Genomic DNA, 20,776 nt, shown 5'->3' on the forward strand with positions numbered 1-20,776 from the left:
CACAGCGCGGCCAAGCCGGAGACATTCCTATGACGCTAACCCGCGACGTGGCGCTGGTGCCCGAGCAGTCCGCCGTGATTTTCATCGATGTCCAGAACTTCTCGGCCCATCGCAAGGGTGCCGAGTTCGCCGATCTGAACGACGCCGAATTCGAGCGGCAGTATGGCTGGTTTTTCGGCGAGCTGCGCAATCGCATTGTTCCCAACATGCAGCGTCTGCAAGAGGCATTCCGGAACCACGGCATCGAGGTGATGTACACCACCATCGAGAGCCTGACCAAGGACGGGCGTGACCGCAGCCTCGACTACAAGATCACCGGCTTCAACGTGCCCAGGGGCTCGTGGGACGGCAAGGTCATCGACGAGCTTGCTCCCGGCGACGACGAAATCTGCCTGCCCAAGTCGTCATCATCGGTCTTCGTCTCCACCCATATCGACTACATCCTGCGCAACCTCGGCGTCCGGCAGCTGGTCATCAGCGGCATCCTCACCGACCAATGTGTCGAAAGCGCTATCCGCGATGCCTGCGACCTCGGCTACCTGGTAACCCAGGTGACCGACGCATGCGCCACCTACACCAGCGAGCGGCACTCCAATTCGCTGAACACAATCAAGGGTTATTGCCGCCAGATAACGACCGACGCGCTGATTGCTGAATTGGAAGGAACGAGCCGATGAGCGATGCAGCCAACGAAGTCTGGAGCCGGATCGACTCTGATCGGGACTATGTCGTCAGTCTGGCCCGGGACCTGGTCAGGATCCCTTCCGTCAATCCGAAGTTCCAGGTCGAGCAAGGCATCAATCGCGAAGCCGATGTCCAGCGTCTCCTCGACGGTCACCTCAAGGACCTCGGTTTCGAAACGCGGAGCTGGGATGTCTTCCCCGAGCGGCCGAACCTGATCGGTGAATGGGACGGCTCCGACGACAAGAGCCTGATCCTGTGCGGACACATCGACGTTGTCCCGGTCGGCGACACAAGCCGCTGGGCGCGCGATCCTTTTGGCGGAGAGATCGCCGAAGGCAAGCTCTGGGGGCGTGGCGCCGTTGACATGAAAGCCGGCGTGGCAGCCTGCGTGGCGGCGGCACGCGCGGTGAAACAGGCCGGCATCAAGCTGGAAGGCCGGCTGGCTATCCACAGCGTCGTCGATGAGGAAGCCGGCGGCTTCGGCGCCATGGATCTGGTGAAGCGTGAAAAGCGGCTCGCCCGGCGTGCGATCGTCGCCGAGCCGACATGGGGCAACATCGTTCCGGCCGAAGGCGGCCTGACCTGGGTAAGGGTCACCATTTTCGGCAAACAGGCTCATGCCGGCTGGCGCTTCAATTCGATGTGGCCGCAACCGCACGTCCAGGGTCGTCTCGAGCCTGGCGTCAATGCCATTGAGCTCGGGACGCGTTTCCTCATGGCCTTGCGCGACTTCGAGCAATCCCGCTGCCGCGACAACTGGCATCCGTTGACGCCGGCTGGCCTTGCCACGATCAATCCCGGTGTCATCCGCGGTGGCGCCGGCCTCGGGCCCGATGGCACGCCGCAGATCATGACCAATGCAGCGATCATTCCAGACGTCGTCACCATCGACCTCGACTATAAATTCATGCCTCAGGAGCGGTTTGAAGACGTGAAGGCGGAATTTGAGAATTTCGTCAGCCATTTCGCCCAGACGGACGCCTGGATGCGCGATCATCCCCCGGCGATCGAATGGGATCTGTTCGGGCTGAATTTCCCGCCGATGAACACACCCGTCGATCACCCTCTGGTCTCTTCGCTCGCCGAACGGGCCCGGCATGTACAGCGCAAGGCGCCCGAAATCAGAGGCTTCGAAGCCGTCACCGATGCCGCCCACTATGCCGGTGCGGGTGTGGTGCCGGTGATCTACGGGCCGGCCGGCGACGGCTTCCATGGCGACAATGAATGCGTGGAGATCGAAAGCCTGATCGAAACGACGAAGGTGATCGCCGCAGCGATCATCGACAATTGCGGAACACGCTAGAGCAACTCCGGCGGAAAGGGCGCAGCGTTTGGCGTCCGGAATTGCGCAAAAACAAAGAGTTAAACCTCTCCGCGGTTCCGTGAAAAACGGAACCGCTCCAGACATAAAAACGGCAAGGGGAACGACATGCTGACAAGACGAATTTTCATGGGCGCGGTCTCCGCGCTCGCACTGGCTGCCTCAACCGCTTTCGCCAGCGCCGACGTAATCAAGCTGGGCATTCTTGCTCCCCTCACCGGGCCTGCTGCCGCGGACGGCCAGGAAGTGGCCAACGGCGTCAAACTCGCCGTGGAAGACCTCAACAAGGCTGGTGGCATCGCCGGCCACACTTTCGAAGCTGTCGTTGCCGATGTCGGCGACGCCAGCGCCGACAAGGTCGCCACAGCAGCCGAACGCCTGCTCGGAGACCAGGCGACGGGCGCCATCTTCACGGGCTACGCATCCACCAGCAATTTTGAAATCGACATGATGGCCGAGCAGGACATGATCTATCTTGTCTCCGGCAACTCGCAGCAGACCAAGGACATCGTCTCGCCCGACCCTTCCCGTTTCACCACGGTGTGGTCACTGACGCCGTCCTACGATGCCTACAACACCGAGATCGTGCCGGTCATCGACGAACTCGCCACGAGCGGCAAGCTGAAGCTGCCGAACAAGAAGGTGGCGCTGGTGGCATCCGACAATCCCTATTCGAAGGGTATCGCCAACGGCATGGCCGAGGCCTTCAAGGCAGCCGGCTGGGAAGTGACCCAGAATGACCTGTTGCCCTTCGGCGAGATCAACGACTGGCGGGGTTTCCTGGCCAAGGTGCGGCAGGATCCGCCGGCTCTGCTGATCAACACCGACTACGTCTCCGCGAACGCCGCGACCTTCATGCGGCAGTTCATGGAAAATCCCACCAACAGCCTCGTCTTCATCCAGTATGCACCGTCGGTGCCGGAATTCCTGGAGCTGACCAAGGAGAAATCCTCGGGCATCGTCTACAACGCCCTCGGCGGCCCGGTGCGCGCAGCCAGCAACCCGCGCGCCGACGAAGTCATCGGCAAATACAAGGCCGCATACAATGTCGAGCCCGGCTCCTATGGCGTCATGCTCTACGAGCAGGTGATGCTCTATGCCGACGCCCTGGCCAAGGTCGGCGATCCTGCCAAGCGCAAGGAAATCGGTGCCGAGATCGGCAAGGCCGACAAGCAGACAGCCATGGGGCGCACACGATTTGACCCGGCCACGCACCTCGCGGTCCAGGGCAAGGACGGAATGCCGATCCAGTTCTATCAGATCCAGGACGGCAAGCGCGTGCTGTTCTATCCGAAGGAATATGCGAGCGGCGAGTTCAAGCAGCCGGTCTGGATGAAGTGATCCAGCAGGGCCGCGCTCAGAAAAACAAAGGGTTGGAGCGTTTCCGTGAACGACGGAAACGCTCCAGGCGCGGCACTCTCTCCATCGAGCGACACGCATGAGCGAAAACATTCTCGAGATCGCCGGAGCCTGCAAATTCTTCGGCGGGTTGAAAGCAGTCAACGACGTCAGCTTCACCGTCGCGCGCGGCGAAATCCTCGGCATTGCCGGCCCCAATGGATCCGGCAAGAGCACCTTGTTCAACCTGATCACCGGCGTCCCGTTCGGACCGACGGCAGGCGAAGTGCGTTTCATGGGCGAGCGCATCGATCGCTGGCCCGCACATCGCATCTCGCGGGCCGGCCTCGTCCGCACATTCCAGAAGGATGCCGAGTTCCCGGCACTGTCCGCGGATGAAACCTTGCTGGTCAGTGCCACCTACAATGGCCGGCTGTCCCGCGCCCAGGCCGAAGCCCGCATCGAGGATGCCCTGCGCTCGGTGGATTTCGGTCAGACGCGCCGCTCGATGCCGTCGCGCGAATTGTCCGTCTATGAAAAGAAGCAGCTCATGATCGCCTCGGCCCTGATATCCAAGCCGGCCCTGCTGATGCTGGACGAGCCCGCTTCGGGACTGACGAAACCTGAGATCCAGCGGCTCGACGATCTGCTGATGGCCGTGAACAGAAGCGGCGTGACCGTACTCCTCATCGAACATGTGCTCAGCCTGCTGCTGTCGGTCTCGCAGCGTCTGATCGTGCTCAACCAGGGCAGCGTCCTGACCGCCGGCGACCCGCACGATGTCGTCAGGAACCCGCAGGTGATCGAAGCCTATCTTGGGGGACGCAGCTGATGCGGCGACTTCTCGACATCACCGGCCTGGAAGCAGGATATGGCGCCGCCCGCGTCCTGAACGGACTGTCGGTCCACATCGACGAAGGCGAGTCGATCGGCCTGTTTGGACCGAACGGCCACGGCAAGTCGACGTTGCTCAGGACCATTTCCGGGCTGTTGCGCCCGACTGCAGGTTCCATAACCTTCGAAGGCAACGACATCACCAGCCAACGCCCGCCGGCAATCGTGGCGGCAGGCCTCATCCATGCACCGCAAGGCAACACTCTGTTCGGCACCATGCGCATCGCTGAAACGCTGGAGCTTGCAGCCTTCAGCAAACGCGCCAGGGCGGAAGCCGCCCGGCATATCGATGAGGTCTATGCGCTGTTTCCACGTCTTGCCGAGCGCAAGCAGCAGTCTGCCCGCACACTGTCGGGCGGCGAGCGCCAGATGCTGTCGATCGGCTGCGCATTGATGTGCGCGCCGCGCCTGCTGATGCTTGACGAGCCGACGCTGGGGCTTTCCCCGCGCCTCAAGGAAGAGCTGGCTGGTGCCATAGCCAAGATCTCCAAGACCGGCGTGCCGCTGATCGTCGTCGAGCAGGACGTCGAGTTCCTGCTGTCGCTGACCGATCGCCTCTATATGGTCGAGCATGGCGAGGTCGTGCGCGAGATCAGCAGCGCGAATGCACCCGACCACGAAGAGGTGATGCGCCTCTATTTTGGTGCGGAGGGAGCACACTGATGGACGCCCTTCTCGCAACGCTCGTCTCCGGTCTCGTGCTTGGCTCGCTCTATGCCTTGATGTCGAGTGGCCTCAGCCTCGTCTGGACCACGCTGGGCGTCTTCAACTTCTCCCATGGCGCACTGATGATGGTCGGGGCGTTCATCGCCTGGACTGTCAGCGAAGTCCTCGGCCTGGGGCCGATCGTCGGCATCCTGTCGGGGACGCTTGCCGCCGGGCTTATCGGTGTCATCATCGAACGCCTGCTGGTCCGGCCGTTCTACAGCAACCGCAACATGCTCCTGATCACCGCCATGACCACGCTTGCCGCCATGGTCATCCTCGAACGCGGCGCGCAGATGATCTGGGGCGCACGGTTGAAGCAACTGCCGCGCCTGATCCCTGGCGAAGTGCAGATCCTGGGCACCACCATCTCGGCGCATGAAGCCCTGCTGATCGTGCTGGCACCGCTTATCCTGGTCGCCTTGTGGCGCTTCACGGTGATGACCAATCGCGGGCGCAGCCTGCGAGCAGTCGGCCAGAACCAGGATTCGGCGGCGCTTCTCGGCATCGACGTGCCCGTAGCCTTCGCGTTGGCGTTCGGCATCTCGGCCGCGCTGGCGGGGCTCACCGGCGCCTTGCTCGGCTCGATTCGCTTCATCACGCCGACGATGGGCAGCGAGCCGCTGACCAAGGCGATGATCGTCGTCATCTTCGGCGGGCTGGGCAATCTCGGCGCGACCGCTGGAGCGGCCTATCTCATCGGCTTCATCGAGGCATTTCTGATCTTGGGACTGGGCCTCTACTGGACGCCCTTCGTGCTGTTCCTCTTGATGATCCTGGTCCTGCTGTTCAGGCCGAACGGCGTGTTCGGAGGCAAATGATGGTCAGCAAACCTCAACTCCTCGCCATCCTGGCCCTGTTTGCAGCGCTTGCCGTCGTGCCGCTGTTCGTCACGGACAGCTATGTCAGGCACCTGTTCATCATCGCTTTCGTCTACGCCGTCATCGCCTCGAACTGGAACCTCAGCCTCGGCCATTGCGGCGTCTTCAATTTCGGACACCTCACCTTCTTCGGTATCGGTGTCTACACCGCCGCGATCGCCAGCAAGACGTTTGGCGTCAATCCCTGGGTTGCCATGCTGCTCGGCGGCGGCACGGCCGCCCTCTCGGCGCTGCTGCTGGCGGCGCCGGTTGCGCGACTGAAGGGCATTTATGTCGTCCTGGTCACCTTCGCCTTCACGCAACTCGTGCTGCAGCTGGTGCTCAGCCAATCCCAGATCACCGGTGGCGCGGAGGGCATGGTCCGCCTGCCCTTGCTGGAACTGGGCAGCTACAGTTTCCTGAAGGATTTCAAGTTCGGCTATTACTATGTCGGCCTGGCGCTGCTGGCGTTTTCCTGTCTCTTCCTGGCGCTCGTCAGCAACTCCTCCTTCGGCAAATCGCTCAAGGCAGTCCGCGATGCCGAGGATTATGCCGCGGCACGCGGCATCTCCGTTGCCCGCCAGCGCATCCTGGCCCTGACGCTGAGCGCCATCTTCACCGGCATCGCCGGCGGCTTCTACGCGATATACCTGCGTGTTGCCTCGCCGGAAGTCTTCGGCTTCGGAACGCTGTCGCTTGCCCTGTCGATGGTCCTGATCGGCGGCGTCAACACCGTCTTCGGACCGGTGCTTGCCGCGCTGGTGCTCACCTTCGCCACCGAGGCGATGGCTGGTTTGCAGGGTTTCGAGGATGCCCGCTTCATCGTCATAGCCGTGGCAATGATCCTGGTGCTGAGGCTGGCGCCGGAAGGGCTGGTGGAGCTTCTGGGCAAGCTGCGGTTATCGACGCGCGGCGCACGGACATGATCGCAGCCCGGGCGGAATAGTTGGAGGAGACGAAAGATGACCAGATCGCCGATCGACAACAACCTCGTTGAGGAGGCTACGGCCTGGCGCCGTCACCTCCATGCCCATCCCGAGACAGCCTTCGAGGAAAAGGCAACGGCCGATTTCGTCGCGGCGAAACTGGAGGAATTCGGCATCGAGGTACACCGGGGTCTTGGTGGAACAGGCGTGGTCGGCACGCTGAAGCGCGGCACCAGTCCCGCCACGGTTGGCCTTCGCGCCGACATGGATGCGCTCTTCATCCAGGAAGAAAACACCTTCGAGCACCGCTCGACGATTGACGGCAAGATGCACGCCTGTGGACACGATGGCCACACCGCCATGCTGCTGGCAGCGGCCAGCCATCTCGCCAGGAACGGCGATTTCGACGGTACCGTGCGCTTCATTTTCCAGCCCGCCGAGGAAACGGGCGACCAGCATTGCGGCGGCAATGCCATGGTCAAGGATGGCCTGTTTGAGAAATTCCCCGTCGACGCGATCTTTGGCATGCACAATTTTCCCAATGTCCCGGCCGGCCGCTTCATGATGCGAACCGGACCGATGCTCGCATCGATCGACACCTTCGAATTTCATGTGCTGAGCCGCATCGCGCATCCTGCGACGCAATTCGCCGTCGCGGATCCTCTGCTGACAGCTGCCGCGATCGTGCAGGAAATGCACATGTTCAAGGCGCGTTACCTGAACCCGGCCGAACCCGTGGTGCTGTCGATCACGCAGTTCCGCAGCGGCGACCCGAACCACCGTCAGGGTGTCCACGTCACGCCGGACGAAGCGGTCGTTCGCGGCACTCTGTACACGCTCAACGACAGCGTTCGCGACGCCTTCGAGGCAGGGCTGGAGAAGATCGTGCGCAACGCCACCGAAGCGGTCGGCGCAGGGCACAAGTTCATTTTCGAGCGCGGTTATCCCGTTCTTCGCAACACCCGGACAGAAACGCAGTTTGCCGCCTCGGTCGCGGAAGAGGTGGTTGGCGAAAAACTCGTCGACGACGAGATGCAGCCGATCATGGGTGCGGAGGATTTCGCCTTCATGCTTGGCGGCGTACCCGGCAGCTATGTGTTCCTCGGCTCAGCTCGCGAAGGCGAGGCGGCGCCGCGTCCTCTGCACACCGCCGAATACGACTTCAACGACGACATCATAGCGACCGGAGTGCGTTACTGGACAACGCTGGCGGAACGCTATCTGGCCGAAACGCCAGGGCGGCACCAGAGCAATTCCAGGAAAAGTGTGTAGCGGTTTTCCGTCCGGAATTGCGTTAAAATAAAGAGTTAGAGCGTTTCCGTGAAAAACGGAAACGCTCTAGACCGAATTCAACCGGCAGAGCGTGTCTTCAGGCGGCGCCCTTGGCGCCGCCTTGCTTTTTGTCCGCTCTGAGCAGCATGCCGAAGAGGTCGCGCGGTTCGTCGGGATCAGCGAGCAGGTCGAGTTCCTCATAGAGGCCGGTGGCCTGCAGCTGGTCGCGCACATAGCGCAGCGCCGAGAAATCCTCGGTGGCAAAGCCGACCGAATCGAACAGCGTGATCTGCTTGTCGCTGGTGCGCCCGGCTGCCTTGCCCGCCATCACCTGCCACAGCTCGATCACCGGATGATCGCCATCCAGCTGCTGGATCTCGCCCTCGATGCGCGTCTGCGGCGGGAACTCCACGAAGATGTCGGAGCGCAGCAGGATGTCGCGATGCAGCTCGGTCTTGCCAGGGCAGTCGCCGCCGACCGCGTTGATGTGCACGCCCGAGCCCACCATGTTGTCGGTCAGGATCGTCGCATACTGCTTGTCGGCCGTCACCGTGGTGATGACGTCCGCCCCCTCCACCGCCTCCTGGCCGGAGGCGCAGATGGTGATGTCGAAGCCCATGCCGGCGAGGTTCTTCGCACAGCGCTTCGAGGCCGACGGATCGATGTCGTAGAGGCGCAGCCTGTCGATGCCGGTGATGGCCTTGAAGGCGATGGCCTGGAATTCCGACTGCGCGCCATTGCCGATGATGGTCATGGTGCGGGCACCCTTCGGCGCCAGGTACCTTGCGACCAGCGCCGAGGTGGCGGCTGTGCGCAGCGCCGTCAGGATGGTCATTTCGGTCAGCAGCATCGGATAGCCCGAGCCGACATCGGCGAGCACACCAAAAGCGGTCACCGTCTGCAGGCCCTCGCGCGTGTTCTTCGGGTGGCCGTTGACATATTTGAAGCCGTAGAGCCGGCCGTCGCTGGTCGGCATCAGCTCAATGACGCCGTCATGGCTGTGCGAGGCGACGCGCGGCGTCTTGTCGAACAGTTCCCAGCGGCGGAAGTCCTCTTCGATATAGCTGGCCAGCTCGGTCAGGAAGCGCTCGACCCCGATGGCCAGCACCAGCTTCATCATGGAATCAACGCTCACGAACGGAACGATGTTCAGCTTCGCTGCGGTCATGCCGCGGTCTCCTTGTTTTTGCGCGTGAACCGCGGCGTCAACTGCGATGGGAATTGTGTTTCCGCATCATGGCGGCGAGTGCGGGATTGGCCTTGTCGAGCGCTTCGATGGCAGCTGCGGTGTCGTAAAGCCGCTCGTCCTGTCCCATCTTGAATTTGGCTTCCAGTCGCGTGATCGGCATCTCGAAGCCGACCACGTGCGGCAGACGCCGCTCCATGCCGCCCGGGCCAAGTTCGCGCATCCGCCAGCGGTCGGGTCGGTCCTTCTCCAGAACCTCCACCAGTTCCAGAAGATGGCGTGCGGTCGTCGCCGTGTCGATCGGCATCGGCCTGCCGTGGCAATGAACGACCGCGAAGTTCCAGGTCGGAGCACTGTCGCGAACCGGATTGTGCGGGTACCAGGACGACGAGATGTAATCGTGCGGCCCATTGAAAACAGCAACGGTTTCGTGCCCCTGGATCAGCGAGGCCGCATGCGGATTGGCGGCAGCCAGATGCGACACCAGCGTCCCATTCTCTCCCCTTCCCGGCTGCAGCACGAAGGGCAGATGGGAAACCATCAGCCCTTCCGGGGCAGCGCTCACGATCGTGGCAAAGACCACCGCCTCGATCAGACCAAACACCTCGCCTCGAGACAGCGGTGCGAATTCCGGCTTGGTGTACACGATGCCAGTGGACCTCAGCTTCTCTGGACGCGCACGGCCGGAATGAGACCCTGGGGCCGGATCAGCAGCACCGCAATGACACCGGACAGCACGATGGCATCCCTGTAGGGCGCGATGGCTGCCGGCAGCGTCGCCTGCAGCAGGACCTCGGTCACGCCGAGCAGAAAGCCGCCGGCCACCGCTCCCGGCAGGCTGCCCAGCCCACCGACGACGGCGGCTATGAAAGCCTTGAGCACGGGAGTGAACCCCATCAGCGGATCGACCGAGGCACGGCTCGCTACCCACAGCATGGCGGCCAGCCCGGCAAGCAGGCCGGACAGGAGGAATGCCGTGGCGATGATGCGGTTGGCGGGAATGCCCATCAGCCGCACGACGTCGAAATCCTCCGCTGCCGCGCGCATCGCCGTACCGGTCACGGTGCGCCTTAGGAAGAACTCCAGCGCGATCAGCGCCAGGATGGAGACGACGATTGAAATCGTCGGACCGACGCCGATGGTGAAGTCACCGATCGAGAAAGCGCCGGTCATCCAGCTGGGTATGGCGACAGCCTGCGGGCGCGCCGACACGCCGTTCTGGAAGATGACCTTGAGCAGGCCCGAGACGGCGAAACTGGTCAGCAGAAGACTGGTGACGCTGGCGCCGCGCATCGGCCGGAAGGCAACACGTTCCATCGCCACCGCGGCGACAGCCGCGCAGATGACGGCAAGCAGCACGGCTGCTGGAAATGGCACGCCGGCGATGAGAGCTGCCAGAAGCGCATAACCCGTCAACGTCATCAGCTCGCCATGGGCGAAATTGATCAGACCGACGATGGAGAAGACGATGGCGAGTCCGAGTGCCAGCAGCGCATAGACGCCGCCAAGGCTCACTGCATTGATGATCTGTTGCGCGATCATGGTCAGGCTCCGAGATAGGCTTGGCGCACGAGATCGGAACTGGCGAGTTCAGCGGCCGTGCCTGTCAATGCGACTTCACCATTGGCGAGCACCGTGGCACGGTCGGCGATTTCGAGCGCGAGCGCGACGTTCTGCTCGACCAGAAGCACCGTCAGCCCATTGCTGCGGAGCTGCGCGATAAGGTCGAACACGGTGTCGATGATTTGAGGGGCGAGCCCGAGCGACGGTTCGTCGAGCAGGATAAGCTTGGGCCGCGCCATGAGGGCGCGCGCGATCGCCAGCATCTGCTGCTCGCCGCCGGAAAGGTTGCCACCCTTGACCTGATGGTAGCGGCGCAGGATCGGGAAGAGCTCGAGCATCTCCTCCTCTCGCGCCTTCGCCTCAACGGCGGTCTGATGTACCGCGCCACCGAGGCGCAGATTCTCGGCCACGGTCAGGCTGGCGAAGATGCGCCGCCCCTCCGGCACCAGTGCCACGCCGCGACGTGCGATCGCCTCGGCTGGCATATTGGTGATGTCCTTGCCCTCGAGCAGCACCCTGCCGCCGGCTGCCGGCACCAGCCCGGCGACGGCACCGAGCGTCGAACTTTTGCCGGCACCATTGGCGCCGACCAGTGCGACGATTTCACCGGCGCCAACCGAGAGGTCGACGCGGCGCACCGCCTCGACCTCTCCGTATCGAATTCTGAGGGCTTCGACGCTCAGCATGGTGTCACGGTGCCGGAACGTCGGCCGCAGCCGGCACGACGGTTTCGACATATTTCGGCTCGCCGCCTTCGTAGCGCATCAGCACAACCGGTCGCAGCGGCATGCGGTCGGTGCCGGCATAGGTGATCTTGCCGGTGATGCCCTCGAAGTCCTTGAGATTGGCGATGGCATCGCGGATCGCCTTGGGATCGTCCGACCCGGCGGTCTTCACGGCCTGGTCGAGGATCAGGCCGATCTCGTAGCCATTGACCTCATAGGTGGATTCCGGCGCATGGCCGGCGTGTTTGGTGAAGGCAGCATTGAAGGCCTCCAGCTTGCTGCCGGCTTGCGGATAGCCGGCCGCGGTGTAGACGACACCGTCTACCAGCTTGCCGAGCGCCTTGATGGTCGGGGTTCCGATCGCGTCGGCACCATAGACCGGAATGTTGATGCCGGCACCGCGCAATTGCTGGATGAAGGCCGGGAAATCCGGCTCATAGGCCGCCGTCATGATCAGGTCGGGCTGCTCGGCAAGACCCTTGATGTTGGTGATCTCGGCGGAGAAGTCCGGCTGGTTCATCGCGAAGGTGCCGCGGCCGACGATCTTGCCGCCCTTCTTCTCGAACACCTTGCCGAAATACTCCGGCAGGTTGGCGACATAGGTCGCGTCGGGCGATGTCAGCAGGAAGACCTTGCGCTTGCCTTCGGCAATGGCGAAGTCCGCGACGGCGGTCGCCTGCAGATTGTCGGCCGGATAGGTGCCGAACATCACGTCTCCGACCGCCTGGGTCAGCACCGGTGCCGAGCCACAAAGCGTCAGCGAGGGGATACCGAGCGGCTGGGTAAGCTGGCCGGCCGAGATCGACGGGTCGGCATCGCACGGCGTGATCATGATCTTGGCGCCGGCGTCGATCAGTTCCTGCGTGACGGTGGCCGTCTGCGCGGTGTCGCTGCGCGTGTCCTTGATGATCAGGTTGACCTTGTATTTGCCGGCAAGGCCGCCCTTGGCGTTCAGCTCGTCGATCGCCATGCGCAGACCAGCCAGCGCCGGCTGGTCGTAGGGTGCAAGCCCGCCTGTCTGGGCGGTCGCCGCGCCGATGATGATCTCCTCCGCGAAGGCGGGGGCGGCCGTCATCACGGCGATGGAGGATATGGCTGCCAGTAATGCTGTGCTCTTCCGAGTAAGCCTCATGTGAGTTCTCCCATTGGATGTCCGGTTGTTCTTGTTCATTGGACGTCGTTCCCCTGGCGGGCGCGTGCCGTGCGGCTGCCGAGATAGGCGGCCACGACCGCAGGGTTGTTCTGCACTTCCGAAGGTGTGCCATCGGCGATCACGCGACCGCGATCGACCACGACGATGCGCTCGCACAGGTTCATCACCAGCCGCATGTCGTGTTCGATGAGGATCACACCGATATGCCGTTCGCTGCGCACAGCCGCGAGGATCGACACGAGCTCCGCCGTTTCCACCGCGTTCATGCCGGCTGCAGGCTCGTCGAGCAGCAGGAAGCGCGGCTTGAGCGCCAGCGCGCGCGCCACCTCCAGCCGACGGCGCTGGCCGTAGGCGAGAGAGGCGGCCGGCCGGTCCGCGAAAGCCTCCAGCCCCATGCGCGCGAGTTCGTGTCGGGCGGCGGCCTCGGCGGCGGCGAGACCCGGTTCCACTTCGCGTGCGGCCACGACGACGTTCTCAAGCACTGTCATGCGCGGGAAGACGCGGATGTTCTGGAAGGTGCGGGCGATGCCGGCACGGGCGAAACGGAACGCGCTTGCCCGCCGCGCCGGTACCCCGACCGAAACGCTGCCGGAACTCGGCGTGACATCACCGGCGATCATGTTGAGCAGAGTCGTCTTGCCCGCGCCATTAGGCCCGATGATGCCTGTTATGCTGTCGGGCTGGAACGCAAGCGTCACGTCATCGACGGCCACGACGCCGGCATAGCGGCGCGACAGGTGTTCGACGGAGATCGGCCCGCCTGTAGCACGCACTGGATCGACGGCCGCCGCCGAACTGACGGGATTCGCCTTCGTGCCGGGGCGGCGCAGCAGGTTGAGTTCGTGGTCACCGAACAGCCCGGTCGGTCGCCGCCAGATGACGAGGATCATGGCCACCGCCAGCACCCCTTGCGTGAGGCCGAACAACACCGGCATCTGCAGGCCGAGCACCTCGCCACCGCCTTCGAAACGGCGAACCACCTCGACCACGAGTACCGTGACGACAACGCCGGCGAAGGCGCCGAGCGAGGACGTCATGCCGCCGACGATCAGCATGGCCAGCATGGTGAAACCGAAGTCGAAATAGAAATCCTTGGGCGAGAATGCGCCAAGGAATTGCGCCATCATGGCGCCGGCAGCAGCTGCGGCCACGGCACCCATTACCCAGGCGGCCAGCCGCGCCATGCGGTGGTCGACTCCGACAGCGGCGGCGCCGCGTTCGTCGTCGGCGGCAGCGCGTGCGGCAAGACCGAAGGAGGTCTCCCGGAACAGCCGTGCCGCCACGATCGCCATGGCCGCGATCGCGACAGCCGTCCACAAACCGACCTCACGCGGCACACCATAGAAGGGCTGGCTGCCTCGCGTGATCTCGCGGCCCGCGACCAGCAAAGTGTAGACGATGATGAGCAGGGCAAGCGTGGCGATCGAAGCACTCGACCCGGAGAGCCTCAGCAAAGGCGTACCGGTGATCAGGCCGACCAGCACCGCCAGCACCAGCACCACCGCCAGCGCCGCGAAAAAGGACATTTCATATCCGGCCAGGAACTGCGGCAGGTCGCGCAGGGCGCTGCGCTGCAAGGCGGCCGGCAGCGTCAGGATGCCCGTGGCATAGGCACCAAGTCCGACAAAGGCCGCATGGCCGAAAGAAACGATGCCGGTGTTGCCGGAGAATATCTGGAGGCCGAGCACCGCCGTCAGCATGATCGCCGCATAGGTGACCACACGCTGCATGGCGGCATTGCCGAAAAAGTAGATCGCCAGCGCCGCCAGTATCAGCGCGGCGATCATCGCCAGCGCATCGACGCCGGCATTGCGGAATGCCGCCGGCAGGACCGAACGGGACGTGCTCTGCTCCATTGTCATGACCGCCATCACACGGCTCCGAAACGGGTCGGGGCAAACGGCGCCAGAATAGGCTGGGCACCATGCAGCGCCAGCTTGCCGACGGCCTCGCCCACTGCCGGCCCGGTCTTGAAGCCGTGCCCGGACGAGCCCGCCGAAACGAGCAGCCCTTCGACCCCCGGCATGGCGCCGATCACCGGCAGATCGTCCGGACTCATGTCGTAGAGGCCGGCATAGCCGGGCCTGATCCCAAGCTCCATCATCGCCGGGACGCGGGAGGCAAAGGTCTCGAGAATATCGACCGACTCTGCCTCCTCGACACCCTCCATGTAATTGTCCGGATCCTCTACCAACCTCGGGCGGATGGTCTCCGCGTGCCGCACCCCGGTGCCGCCACCGGCCCAGGTGCCGGCGAGGATCACGCCATCATTGTCGGGTCTCGCATAGTTGCGGGAAATGTCATCGCACCAGGCCCAGGGCATGACCTGGCGTGCCTTGCCGCCGGCATTCAACACCGCCATCGGATGGCGTTCGACATGCAAAGGCAGTTCGAGCGAGGCCGTTGCCAGCAGGCGGCGTGTCCACGGTCCGGCGGCGAGGATGACCCTGTCGGCCTCAAGCACGGTTCCGTCGGCAAGCGTTACGCCGGTGATCCGGTCGCCCGCGCGCAGCAGCCTGGCAACCGGGGTGTTCTGCAGGATCCGGGCACCACGTGCGCGCGCTGTCCGGGCTATCGCATTGGTGGCGCCGAAGGCGTCGGCATAGCCATATTCCGGCTCCCAGATCGCAAGTGCCACGCCCTCGGAGGCAAAGCCGGGGGCTTCGGCAGCGAATTCGGCAGGGGTCAGCGTTTCCATGCGGGCACCCTCGCCGCGGATACGCTCCGCGGCCGCGGACCAGCTTGCGGCATTCTCCTCGCCGCAAACCCACATCATGCCCACCTGCGTGACGAAGGATCCTTCCTGCGCGATCTCCGGAAGGTCGACCAGGATCTCCCGCCCACGGATCGCGAGCTGCGACAGTTCCGGCATCAGGTAGAAGGCATGCAGGAGCGCCGACGACTTGCCCGAAGGCCCGCCTGCGGGATGCGTCTGCTCGATGAGTGTTACCCGGGCGCCTTTGCCGGCGAGGTACATCGCGGCGCTCGATCCTACGATCCCGGCGCCCACGATGATGATGTCATCGCCATTCTTCATTCGTCGTTCCCCACAGTCTGTCGCTGCTTTATGGCCAGCTAAGACGACATCGAGAGCGATGTCAATATTTCTTCATTGTTGACCGATAATTCCGTTTCTGTAATAAACTCTGCAACGATAAAAAGAACGGCCAGGGGAGGCAGATGGCGATACGCGATGTTCTGATGCGGCAGGATCTGGCGCTTACTCCTTCCGAGGAGAAGATCGTGCGCCTGCTGCTCACGGACTATCCGGGCGCCGGTCTCGGCAGCGCCTCAAACCTCGCCCGCCGCGCCGGGGTGAGCGATCCCACCGTGGTGCGGCTGGCTGTCAAGCTCGGCTACGAGGGCTATCCGGACTTCCAGGCAAAGCTGCTGGCGGAAGTCGAAGCGAGACTGCATTCGCCGCTGCTGATGATGGAAGCCAAGCGTCCATCAGGCTCGGAAGACAACCCTATCCTCGCCTATCTGGCCTCGGTGGACGAGGCGATGGGAAAGGCCGCGAGCATCACGCCGCTGACCACTTACGACCGCACTGCCCGCCTGATCATGGAAGCCAAGGGCGAGATCGTGCTGGTCGGCGGGCGCTTCAGCCGCCACGTGGCAGGCATGTTCGCCGGATACCTGCTGCAATTCCGGCCGAATGTTCGCGACATCGGCGTCCTTTCCAGCCAGTCCCTGGACATCCTCGCCGACCTCGGGCGCAAGGACGTACTCGTCGTTTTCGACTATCGCCGCTACCAGCTCGACGTCGTCTCGTTTGCCCGACAGGCGGCCGCACGCGATGTGCGCGTGGTGCTGTTCACCGACCAATGGCTGTCGCCGGTCGCGGAATTCGCGGAGACGACCATCGTCAGCCCGCTTGAGGTCGCCTCTCCCTACGACACGCTGGCGCCGGCCATCGCCCAGATGGAAGCGCTCACAGCCCATATTCTCTCGACCCTGGGAGACGAGGGCCGCGCCCGCATCGAGCGGCTGGAGGAAGTGCGGCATGCCAATGCCGTCACCCTCGACGAGCCGTCGCAGGATGGCGCCAGGACAACCCCCGGACCGAAATCACCAAGGCAGGACCGCAAGCAATGACCCTACCCCTCCCCAGGCGCGACGAACCGTTTCGGCGCGGCGAAACCGCGCTCCTGCTCGTCGACATGCAGCGGATATGGCTGGAGCCCGGCGCCGACCCCGACCATCCGGAGCTTGGCCCGGATCACTACTTCTACCGCCAGACGGCGACCGAGACGATCCCCAACCAGGAGCGACTGCTGAAAGCGGCGCGCGCCAATGGCGTCGAGGTATTGCACACCATCATCCAGAGCCTGACCGAGGACGGCCGCGACCGCTCGCTCGACCACAAGCTCACGCCCATCCATATCCCGCCAAGCCTGCCGGAAGGGCTGCCGATCGCACCGCTCGCTCCTCTCGGTGACGAGATCATGCTGCCCAAGACGTCGTCCGGCATCTTCAATTCGACCAATGTCGACTATCTGCTGAAGAACCTCGGCATTCGCTATCTCATCGTCGTCGGTGTCCTCACCGACCAGTGCGTCGACATGACCGTGCGCGACGCCGCCGACCGCGGCTATCTCGTCACCTGCGTGTCCGACGCCTGCGCAACCCGCACGCAGGAACGCCATGACATCGCGCTCAAGGCGTTCGGGGGGTACTGCTGGGTTACCGATACCGACACCGCCGTGGCTCGCATCGAAGCGATGGGGAAGGCCGCATGACGACGCCTGTCGAATCCCTCGTCGCCGTCGTCACGACGGATCTCGCAGCGATCACGCGCGGCCGCTCGGTGGCCGAAAGCCGGCTGGACAAGGTCGCCGCCACCGGTGTCGGCTGGCTGCAGGCCAACCTGTCGCTGACGCCGTTCAACTCCATCGTCGTGCCCAATCCCTGGGGCTCGTCGGGAGACCTGCGCCTCATACCGGATCTCAAGGCTCGCTTCCGCACCGCGCTGACCGGCTCGGCCACGCCATTCGACATGGTGGCCGGCAACATCGTCGAACTCGACGGCTCGCCATGGCTGGGTTGCACCCGCACCATGCTGATCGATGCGCTGGCCGAGCTGAAGGCCGCGACCGGCCTCAGCCTCACGGGCGCCTTCGAGCAGGAGTTCCAGATTTCCGGTGCCGATTTCGCGCCTGCCCATTCTCTGTCTTTCGCGGCGCTGCGGCGCGCCGACCCCTTCGCACCGACGCTGATGGCGGCACTGGAGGAAGCCGGCGTCGCACCGGAGGTGATCATCGCGGAATTCGGCGATGAGCAGTTCGAGGTCACGCACGCCCCGGCCGACGCGCTTGTTGCCGCCGATCGCGCGGTGGCGATCCGCGAGATCACCCGCGAACTTGCCCGCAACAATGGCTGGCATGCAACCTTCGCGCCGAAATCGGTGCCGGATGGCGTCGGCAACGGCGTCCATATCCACTTCAGCTTCACCGACGCCGCCGGCAAACCGGTGACCTATGACGCTGCCAAGCCGGGCGGCCTGTCGGATATTGCCGGTGCCTTCTGCGCGGGTGTCCTGAAACACCTGCCGGCAATCACTGCGCTCACGGCGTCGAGCGTGCCTTCCTTCTACCGGCTGAAGCCGCACAGCTGGAGTTCGTCCTACACCTGGCTGGCCGACCGCGATCGCGAAGCTTCGCTGCGCATCTGCCCGACGGTGACGATTGGCGGACGTGACCCGTCGCGCCAGTACAACATCGAATATCGCGCCGCCGATGCGACCGCCAACCCGTATCTGTCCATGGCAGCCATCGTGCGCGCCGGGCTGGAAGGCATCAAGGCCGGGCTCGTCACGCCGCCGTTGGTGACTGGCGATCCAGAACAGATGACCGAGGCGGAAAAAGCGAAGCTTGGCCTGAAGCGGCTGCCGGAAAACCTTCCCGCGGCACTGGATGCCCTGCTCGCTGACGAGACAGTCACCGGGTGGTTCGCGCCGGTTTTCATCGAGACCTTTGTCGGTGTCAAACGCCATGAATCCGAACGTCTCGCCGGGCTCGACCCAATCGGCGTGTGTGATCTGTACCGAAAGCTTTACTGATTATGGATGCCGAACCCGAACACGACTGGCCGCAGGCCGTCGAGGTGCTCAACGCGGACGGCCGCTCCGGTATCGTGCTGCTGTGCGAACATGCGTCCAACCACATGCCGGCCCGCTACCACGGCCTGGGCCTGGACGCACCGCATCTGCAGCGCCATATCGCCTGGGACATCGGTGCGGCGGAAGTGACGCGACGTCTGTCGGAGCGGCTGGATGCCCCCGCTTTCCTCGGCAACTATTCGCGCCTGCTGATCGACCTCAACCGTCCAATCGGCTCCGAGGGCAGCATGCCGACACGCTCCGAGGATACCGACATTCCGGGCAATGCCGGCGTGGATGACACTGAAAGGGCGCGGCGGGCGGCAATCATGTTCACGCCGTTCCACGACGAGGTTGCGCGTCATCTCGATGCCCGCCAGGCCGCCGGGCGGCCGACGCGTATCGTCACGATCCATTCCTTCACACCGGTTTTTCTCGGCGAAAGCCGTCCATGGCACGCCGGCGTGCTTTATGACCGTGCCGCGGCGCTGGGCGAGGCTATTCTCGACGGCCTGCGTGTCGACCCGTCGCTCAATGTCGCGGCCAATGTTCCTTACGTCATCAGCGAAGACGCCGACTATGCTGTTCCGATCCATGGCGACCAGCGTGGCATCGAGGCTGCTCTGGTCGAGATACGACAGGATCTGCTGGCCGACGAAACCGGTATCGAGGAATGGGCCGGAAGGATGTCCGCGGCGATCGCACACATGCAGGAGGCTTTGGGATGAGCAATCTCGGCCTGCGCGAGCGTGACGCACGGGCGATTGCCGAAATAGGGCGGCTGCGTTTCTCGCCACTTTCGCTCGTTGGCGGCCGTGGCAACCGGCTGATCGAGGAAGGCGGCCGCGAAGTGCTCGACCTGTCCGGCTCGGCAGGCCCCGCGCTGCTCGGCTACGGTCATCCCGCGATCGTCGAGGCGGTGGAGAAATCCATTCGCAACATGGCTGGCGCCAGCCTGCTGCTCTACCCGAATGAACCGGCTGTGTCCCTGGCGGAGAAGCTGCTGGCGGTCACGCCGGGCGAAGGCGAGCGCCGCGTCTGGTTCGGCCATTCCGGGTCCGACGCCAACGATTGCGCCTTGCGCGTGCTGGCTGCCGCCACCGGCAGGCCACGGTTCATCTCCTTCATCGGTTCCTACCATGGCAATCTCTCCGGCTCGATGGGCATCAGCGGCCACACCGCCATGACCCACACGCTGCCGAGGCCCGGCGTGCTGTTGCTGCCCTATCCCGACCCTTACCGGCCACGCTTCAGTGCCGAGGCCGTGCTGTCCATACTCGACTACCAGTTCGAGACCACCTGTCCGCCGGATCAGGTCGCGGCTGTCTTCATCGAGCCGCTGATGTCGGACGGTGGCCTGATCGTGCCGCCACCGGGGTTTCTCAAGGCGCTGCAGGAGCGGTGCCGCCGGCATGGCATCAAAATCGTCGTCGACGAGGTCAAGGTCGGCCTGGCCCGAAGCGGCCTTATGCACTGCTTCGAGCATGAGGGCCTGACGCCCGACATGGTGGTGTTCGGCAAGGCGCTGGGTGGCGGCCTGCCATTGTCGGCGGTGATCGGGCCGAAAGAGATCATGGATCACGCGCCGGCTTTCGCCCTGCTGACCACCGCCGGCAACCCCGTCGCGACGGCGGCCGGCGGCGCGGTGCTCAAGGCAATCGAGGACGAGCATCTGGCGGAACGCTCTGCACGCATCGGCAAGCTCTTCGCCTATGGTCTGCGCAAACTGGCCGACCGGCACGAGATCATCGGCGAAGTCCGCGGCCGCGGCCTCGCCATCGGTGTCGATCTCGTCGTCGACCGCGACACACGCGAACCGGTGCCTGCGACCACAACGGCCAAGATCATCTACCGCAGCTACGAACTGGGCGCGGCCCTGACCTATGTCGGCCTGAAAGCCAACGTGCTGGAATTCATGCCGCCGCTGACCCTGACCGAGGACGAAGCCGCCGAGGGCGTTGCCATCGTCGACCAGGCCATCAGCGACGTCATCGCCGGCAAGGTCGCCGATGCCGACGTCGCTTCCTTCATGATGTGGTGAGGAGAGAG

Annotated in this window: 20 protein-coding genes; 13 read left to right on the top strand and 7 right to left on the bottom strand. The window is 64.0% G+C overall.

Annotated elements, in window-relative coordinates; genetic code table 11:
* The first annotated feature begins 29 nt into the window (after positions 1 to 29).
* The 8 genes from ACFWYE_RS25055 (at position 30) to ACFWYE_RS25090 (ending at position 8,000) form a co-directional block, all read left to right on the top strand.
* Positions 30 to 677: an isochorismatase family cysteine hydrolase gene (locus tag ACFWYE_RS25055; RefSeq protein WP_379114933.1), complete on the top strand. Its 648-nt coding sequence runs from the start codon at positions 30 to 32 to the stop codon at positions 675 to 677.
* On the top strand, positions 674 to 1,987 hold the full coding sequence (locus ACFWYE_RS25060; RefSeq protein WP_379067565.1) for a M20 family metallopeptidase: 1,314 nt from the start codon (positions 674 to 676) through the stop codon (positions 1,985 to 1,987). Before ACFWYE_RS25055 ends, ACFWYE_RS25060 begins: the two co-directional genes overlap by 4 nt.
* 126 nt (positions 1,988 to 2,113) lie before the next feature.
* Entirely contained in the window at positions 2,114 to 3,346 is a 1,233-nt protein-coding gene (locus ACFWYE_RS25065) for an ABC transporter substrate-binding protein (RefSeq protein ID WP_379067563.1), read from the top strand.
* A gap of 97 nt (positions 3,347 to 3,443) precedes the next feature.
* Entirely contained in the window at positions 3,444 to 4,175 is a 732-nt protein-coding gene (locus tag ACFWYE_RS25070; protein ID WP_379114934.1) for an ABC transporter ATP-binding protein, read from the top strand.
* On the top strand, positions 4,175 to 4,900 hold the full coding sequence (locus ACFWYE_RS25075; RefSeq protein ID WP_379067559.1) for an ABC transporter ATP-binding protein: 726 nt from the start codon (positions 4,175 to 4,177) through the stop codon (positions 4,898 to 4,900). The genes ACFWYE_RS25070 and ACFWYE_RS25075 overlap by 1 nt, the downstream gene beginning before the upstream one ends.
* Positions 4,900 to 5,763, top strand: a complete 864-nt coding sequence (locus ACFWYE_RS25080) for a branched-chain amino acid ABC transporter permease (protein ID WP_379114935.1) — start codon at positions 4,900 to 4,902, stop codon at positions 5,761 to 5,763. Before ACFWYE_RS25075 ends, ACFWYE_RS25080 begins: the two co-directional genes overlap by 1 nt.
* Positions 5,763 to 6,728: a branched-chain amino acid ABC transporter permease gene (locus tag ACFWYE_RS25085; protein ID WP_379114936.1), complete on the top strand. Its 966-nt coding sequence runs from the start codon at positions 5,763 to 5,765 to the stop codon at positions 6,726 to 6,728. The genes ACFWYE_RS25080 and ACFWYE_RS25085 overlap by 1 nt, the downstream gene beginning before the upstream one ends.
* A 36-nt stretch (positions 6,729 to 6,764) precedes the next feature.
* Positions 6,765 to 8,000, top strand: a complete 1,236-nt coding sequence (locus ACFWYE_RS25090; RefSeq protein WP_379114937.1) for an amidohydrolase — start codon at positions 6,765 to 6,767, stop codon at positions 7,998 to 8,000.
* 97 nt (positions 8,001 to 8,097) lie between these two features.
* On the opposite strand, the gene ACFWYE_RS25095 is transcribed toward ACFWYE_RS25090, so the two are convergent.
* Genes ACFWYE_RS25095 through ACFWYE_RS25125 form a run of 7 tightly spaced genes read right to left on the bottom strand, consistent with a single transcriptional unit; the run spans position 8,098 to position 15,664 of the window.
* Positions 8,098 to 9,168: an ornithine cyclodeaminase gene (locus ACFWYE_RS25095; protein ID WP_379067551.1), complete on the bottom strand. Its 1,071-nt coding sequence runs from the start codon at positions 9,166 to 9,168 to the stop codon at positions 8,098 to 8,100.
* 37 nt (positions 9,169 to 9,205) lie between these two features.
* Positions 9,206 to 9,832 carry an FMN-binding negative transcriptional regulator gene (locus tag ACFWYE_RS25100; RefSeq protein WP_379114938.1) on the bottom strand — a complete coding sequence of 209 codons (627 nt, stop codon included), beginning with the start codon at positions 9,830 to 9,832 and terminating at the stop codon, positions 9,206 to 9,208.
* Positions 9,833 to 9,846: 14 nt separating this feature from the next.
* A complete protein-coding gene (locus ACFWYE_RS25105) occupies positions 9,847 to 10,728 on the bottom strand; it encodes a branched-chain amino acid ABC transporter permease (protein ID WP_129413762.1) in 882 nt (293 codons plus the stop codon).
* Between the two features lie 2 nt (positions 10,729 to 10,730).
* Positions 10,731 to 11,435, bottom strand: coding sequence for an ABC transporter ATP-binding protein (locus ACFWYE_RS25110; RefSeq protein WP_379115033.1), 705 nt, complete (start codon positions 11,433 to 11,435; stop codon positions 10,731 to 10,733).
* A 4-nt stretch (positions 11,436 to 11,439) separates the two neighbouring features.
* Entirely contained in the window at positions 11,440 to 12,606 is a 1,167-nt protein-coding gene (locus tag ACFWYE_RS25115; RefSeq protein WP_379114939.1) for an ABC transporter substrate-binding protein, read from the bottom strand.
* 35 nt (positions 12,607 to 12,641) lie between these two features.
* A complete protein-coding gene (locus tag ACFWYE_RS25120; protein ID WP_379114940.1) occupies positions 12,642 to 14,498 on the bottom strand; it encodes a branched-chain amino acid ABC transporter ATP-binding protein/permease in 1,857 nt (618 codons plus the stop codon).
* Positions 14,498 to 15,664: an NAD(P)/FAD-dependent oxidoreductase gene (locus ACFWYE_RS25125; protein ID WP_379114941.1), complete on the bottom strand. Its 1,167-nt coding sequence runs from the start codon at positions 15,662 to 15,664 to the stop codon at positions 14,498 to 14,500. The genes ACFWYE_RS25120 and ACFWYE_RS25125 overlap by 1 nt, the downstream gene beginning before the upstream one ends.
* Before the next feature lie 143 nt (positions 15,665 to 15,807).
* On the opposite strand from ACFWYE_RS25125, the gene ACFWYE_RS25130 reads away from it, so the two are divergent.
* From ACFWYE_RS25130 to ACFWYE_RS25150, 5 genes are read left to right on the top strand one after another with little or no spacing between them, the layout of a single operon-like run.
* A complete protein-coding gene (locus tag ACFWYE_RS25130; protein ID WP_379114942.1) occupies positions 15,808 to 16,725 on the top strand; it encodes a MurR/RpiR family transcriptional regulator in 918 nt (305 codons plus the stop codon).
* Complete coding sequence (locus tag ACFWYE_RS25135) at positions 16,722 to 17,369, top strand: cysteine hydrolase family protein (RefSeq protein WP_379114943.1); 648 nt, start codon at positions 16,722 to 16,724, stop codon at positions 17,367 to 17,369. Before ACFWYE_RS25130 ends, ACFWYE_RS25135 begins: the two co-directional genes overlap by 4 nt.
* Positions 17,366 to 18,688, top strand: a complete 1,323-nt coding sequence (locus tag ACFWYE_RS25140; protein WP_379114944.1) for a glutamine synthetase — start codon at positions 17,366 to 17,368, stop codon at positions 18,686 to 18,688. Before ACFWYE_RS25135 ends, ACFWYE_RS25140 begins: the two co-directional genes overlap by 4 nt.
* A 2-nt stretch (positions 18,689 to 18,690) precedes the next feature.
* Positions 18,691 to 19,455, top strand: a complete 765-nt coding sequence (locus ACFWYE_RS25145) for an N-formylglutamate amidohydrolase (protein WP_379114945.1) — start codon at positions 18,691 to 18,693, stop codon at positions 19,453 to 19,455.
* A complete protein-coding gene (locus ACFWYE_RS25150) occupies positions 19,452 to 20,768 on the top strand; it encodes an aspartate aminotransferase family protein (RefSeq protein WP_379067531.1) in 1,317 nt (438 codons plus the stop codon). Before ACFWYE_RS25145 ends, ACFWYE_RS25150 begins: the two co-directional genes overlap by 4 nt.
* Positions 20,769 to 20,776 lie beyond the last annotated feature (8 nt).

This window comes from Mesorhizobium sp. NPDC059025 (genome assembly GCF_042739655.1).
Taxonomy (GTDB): domain Bacteria; phylum Pseudomonadota; class Alphaproteobacteria; order Rhizobiales; family Rhizobiaceae; genus Mesorhizobium.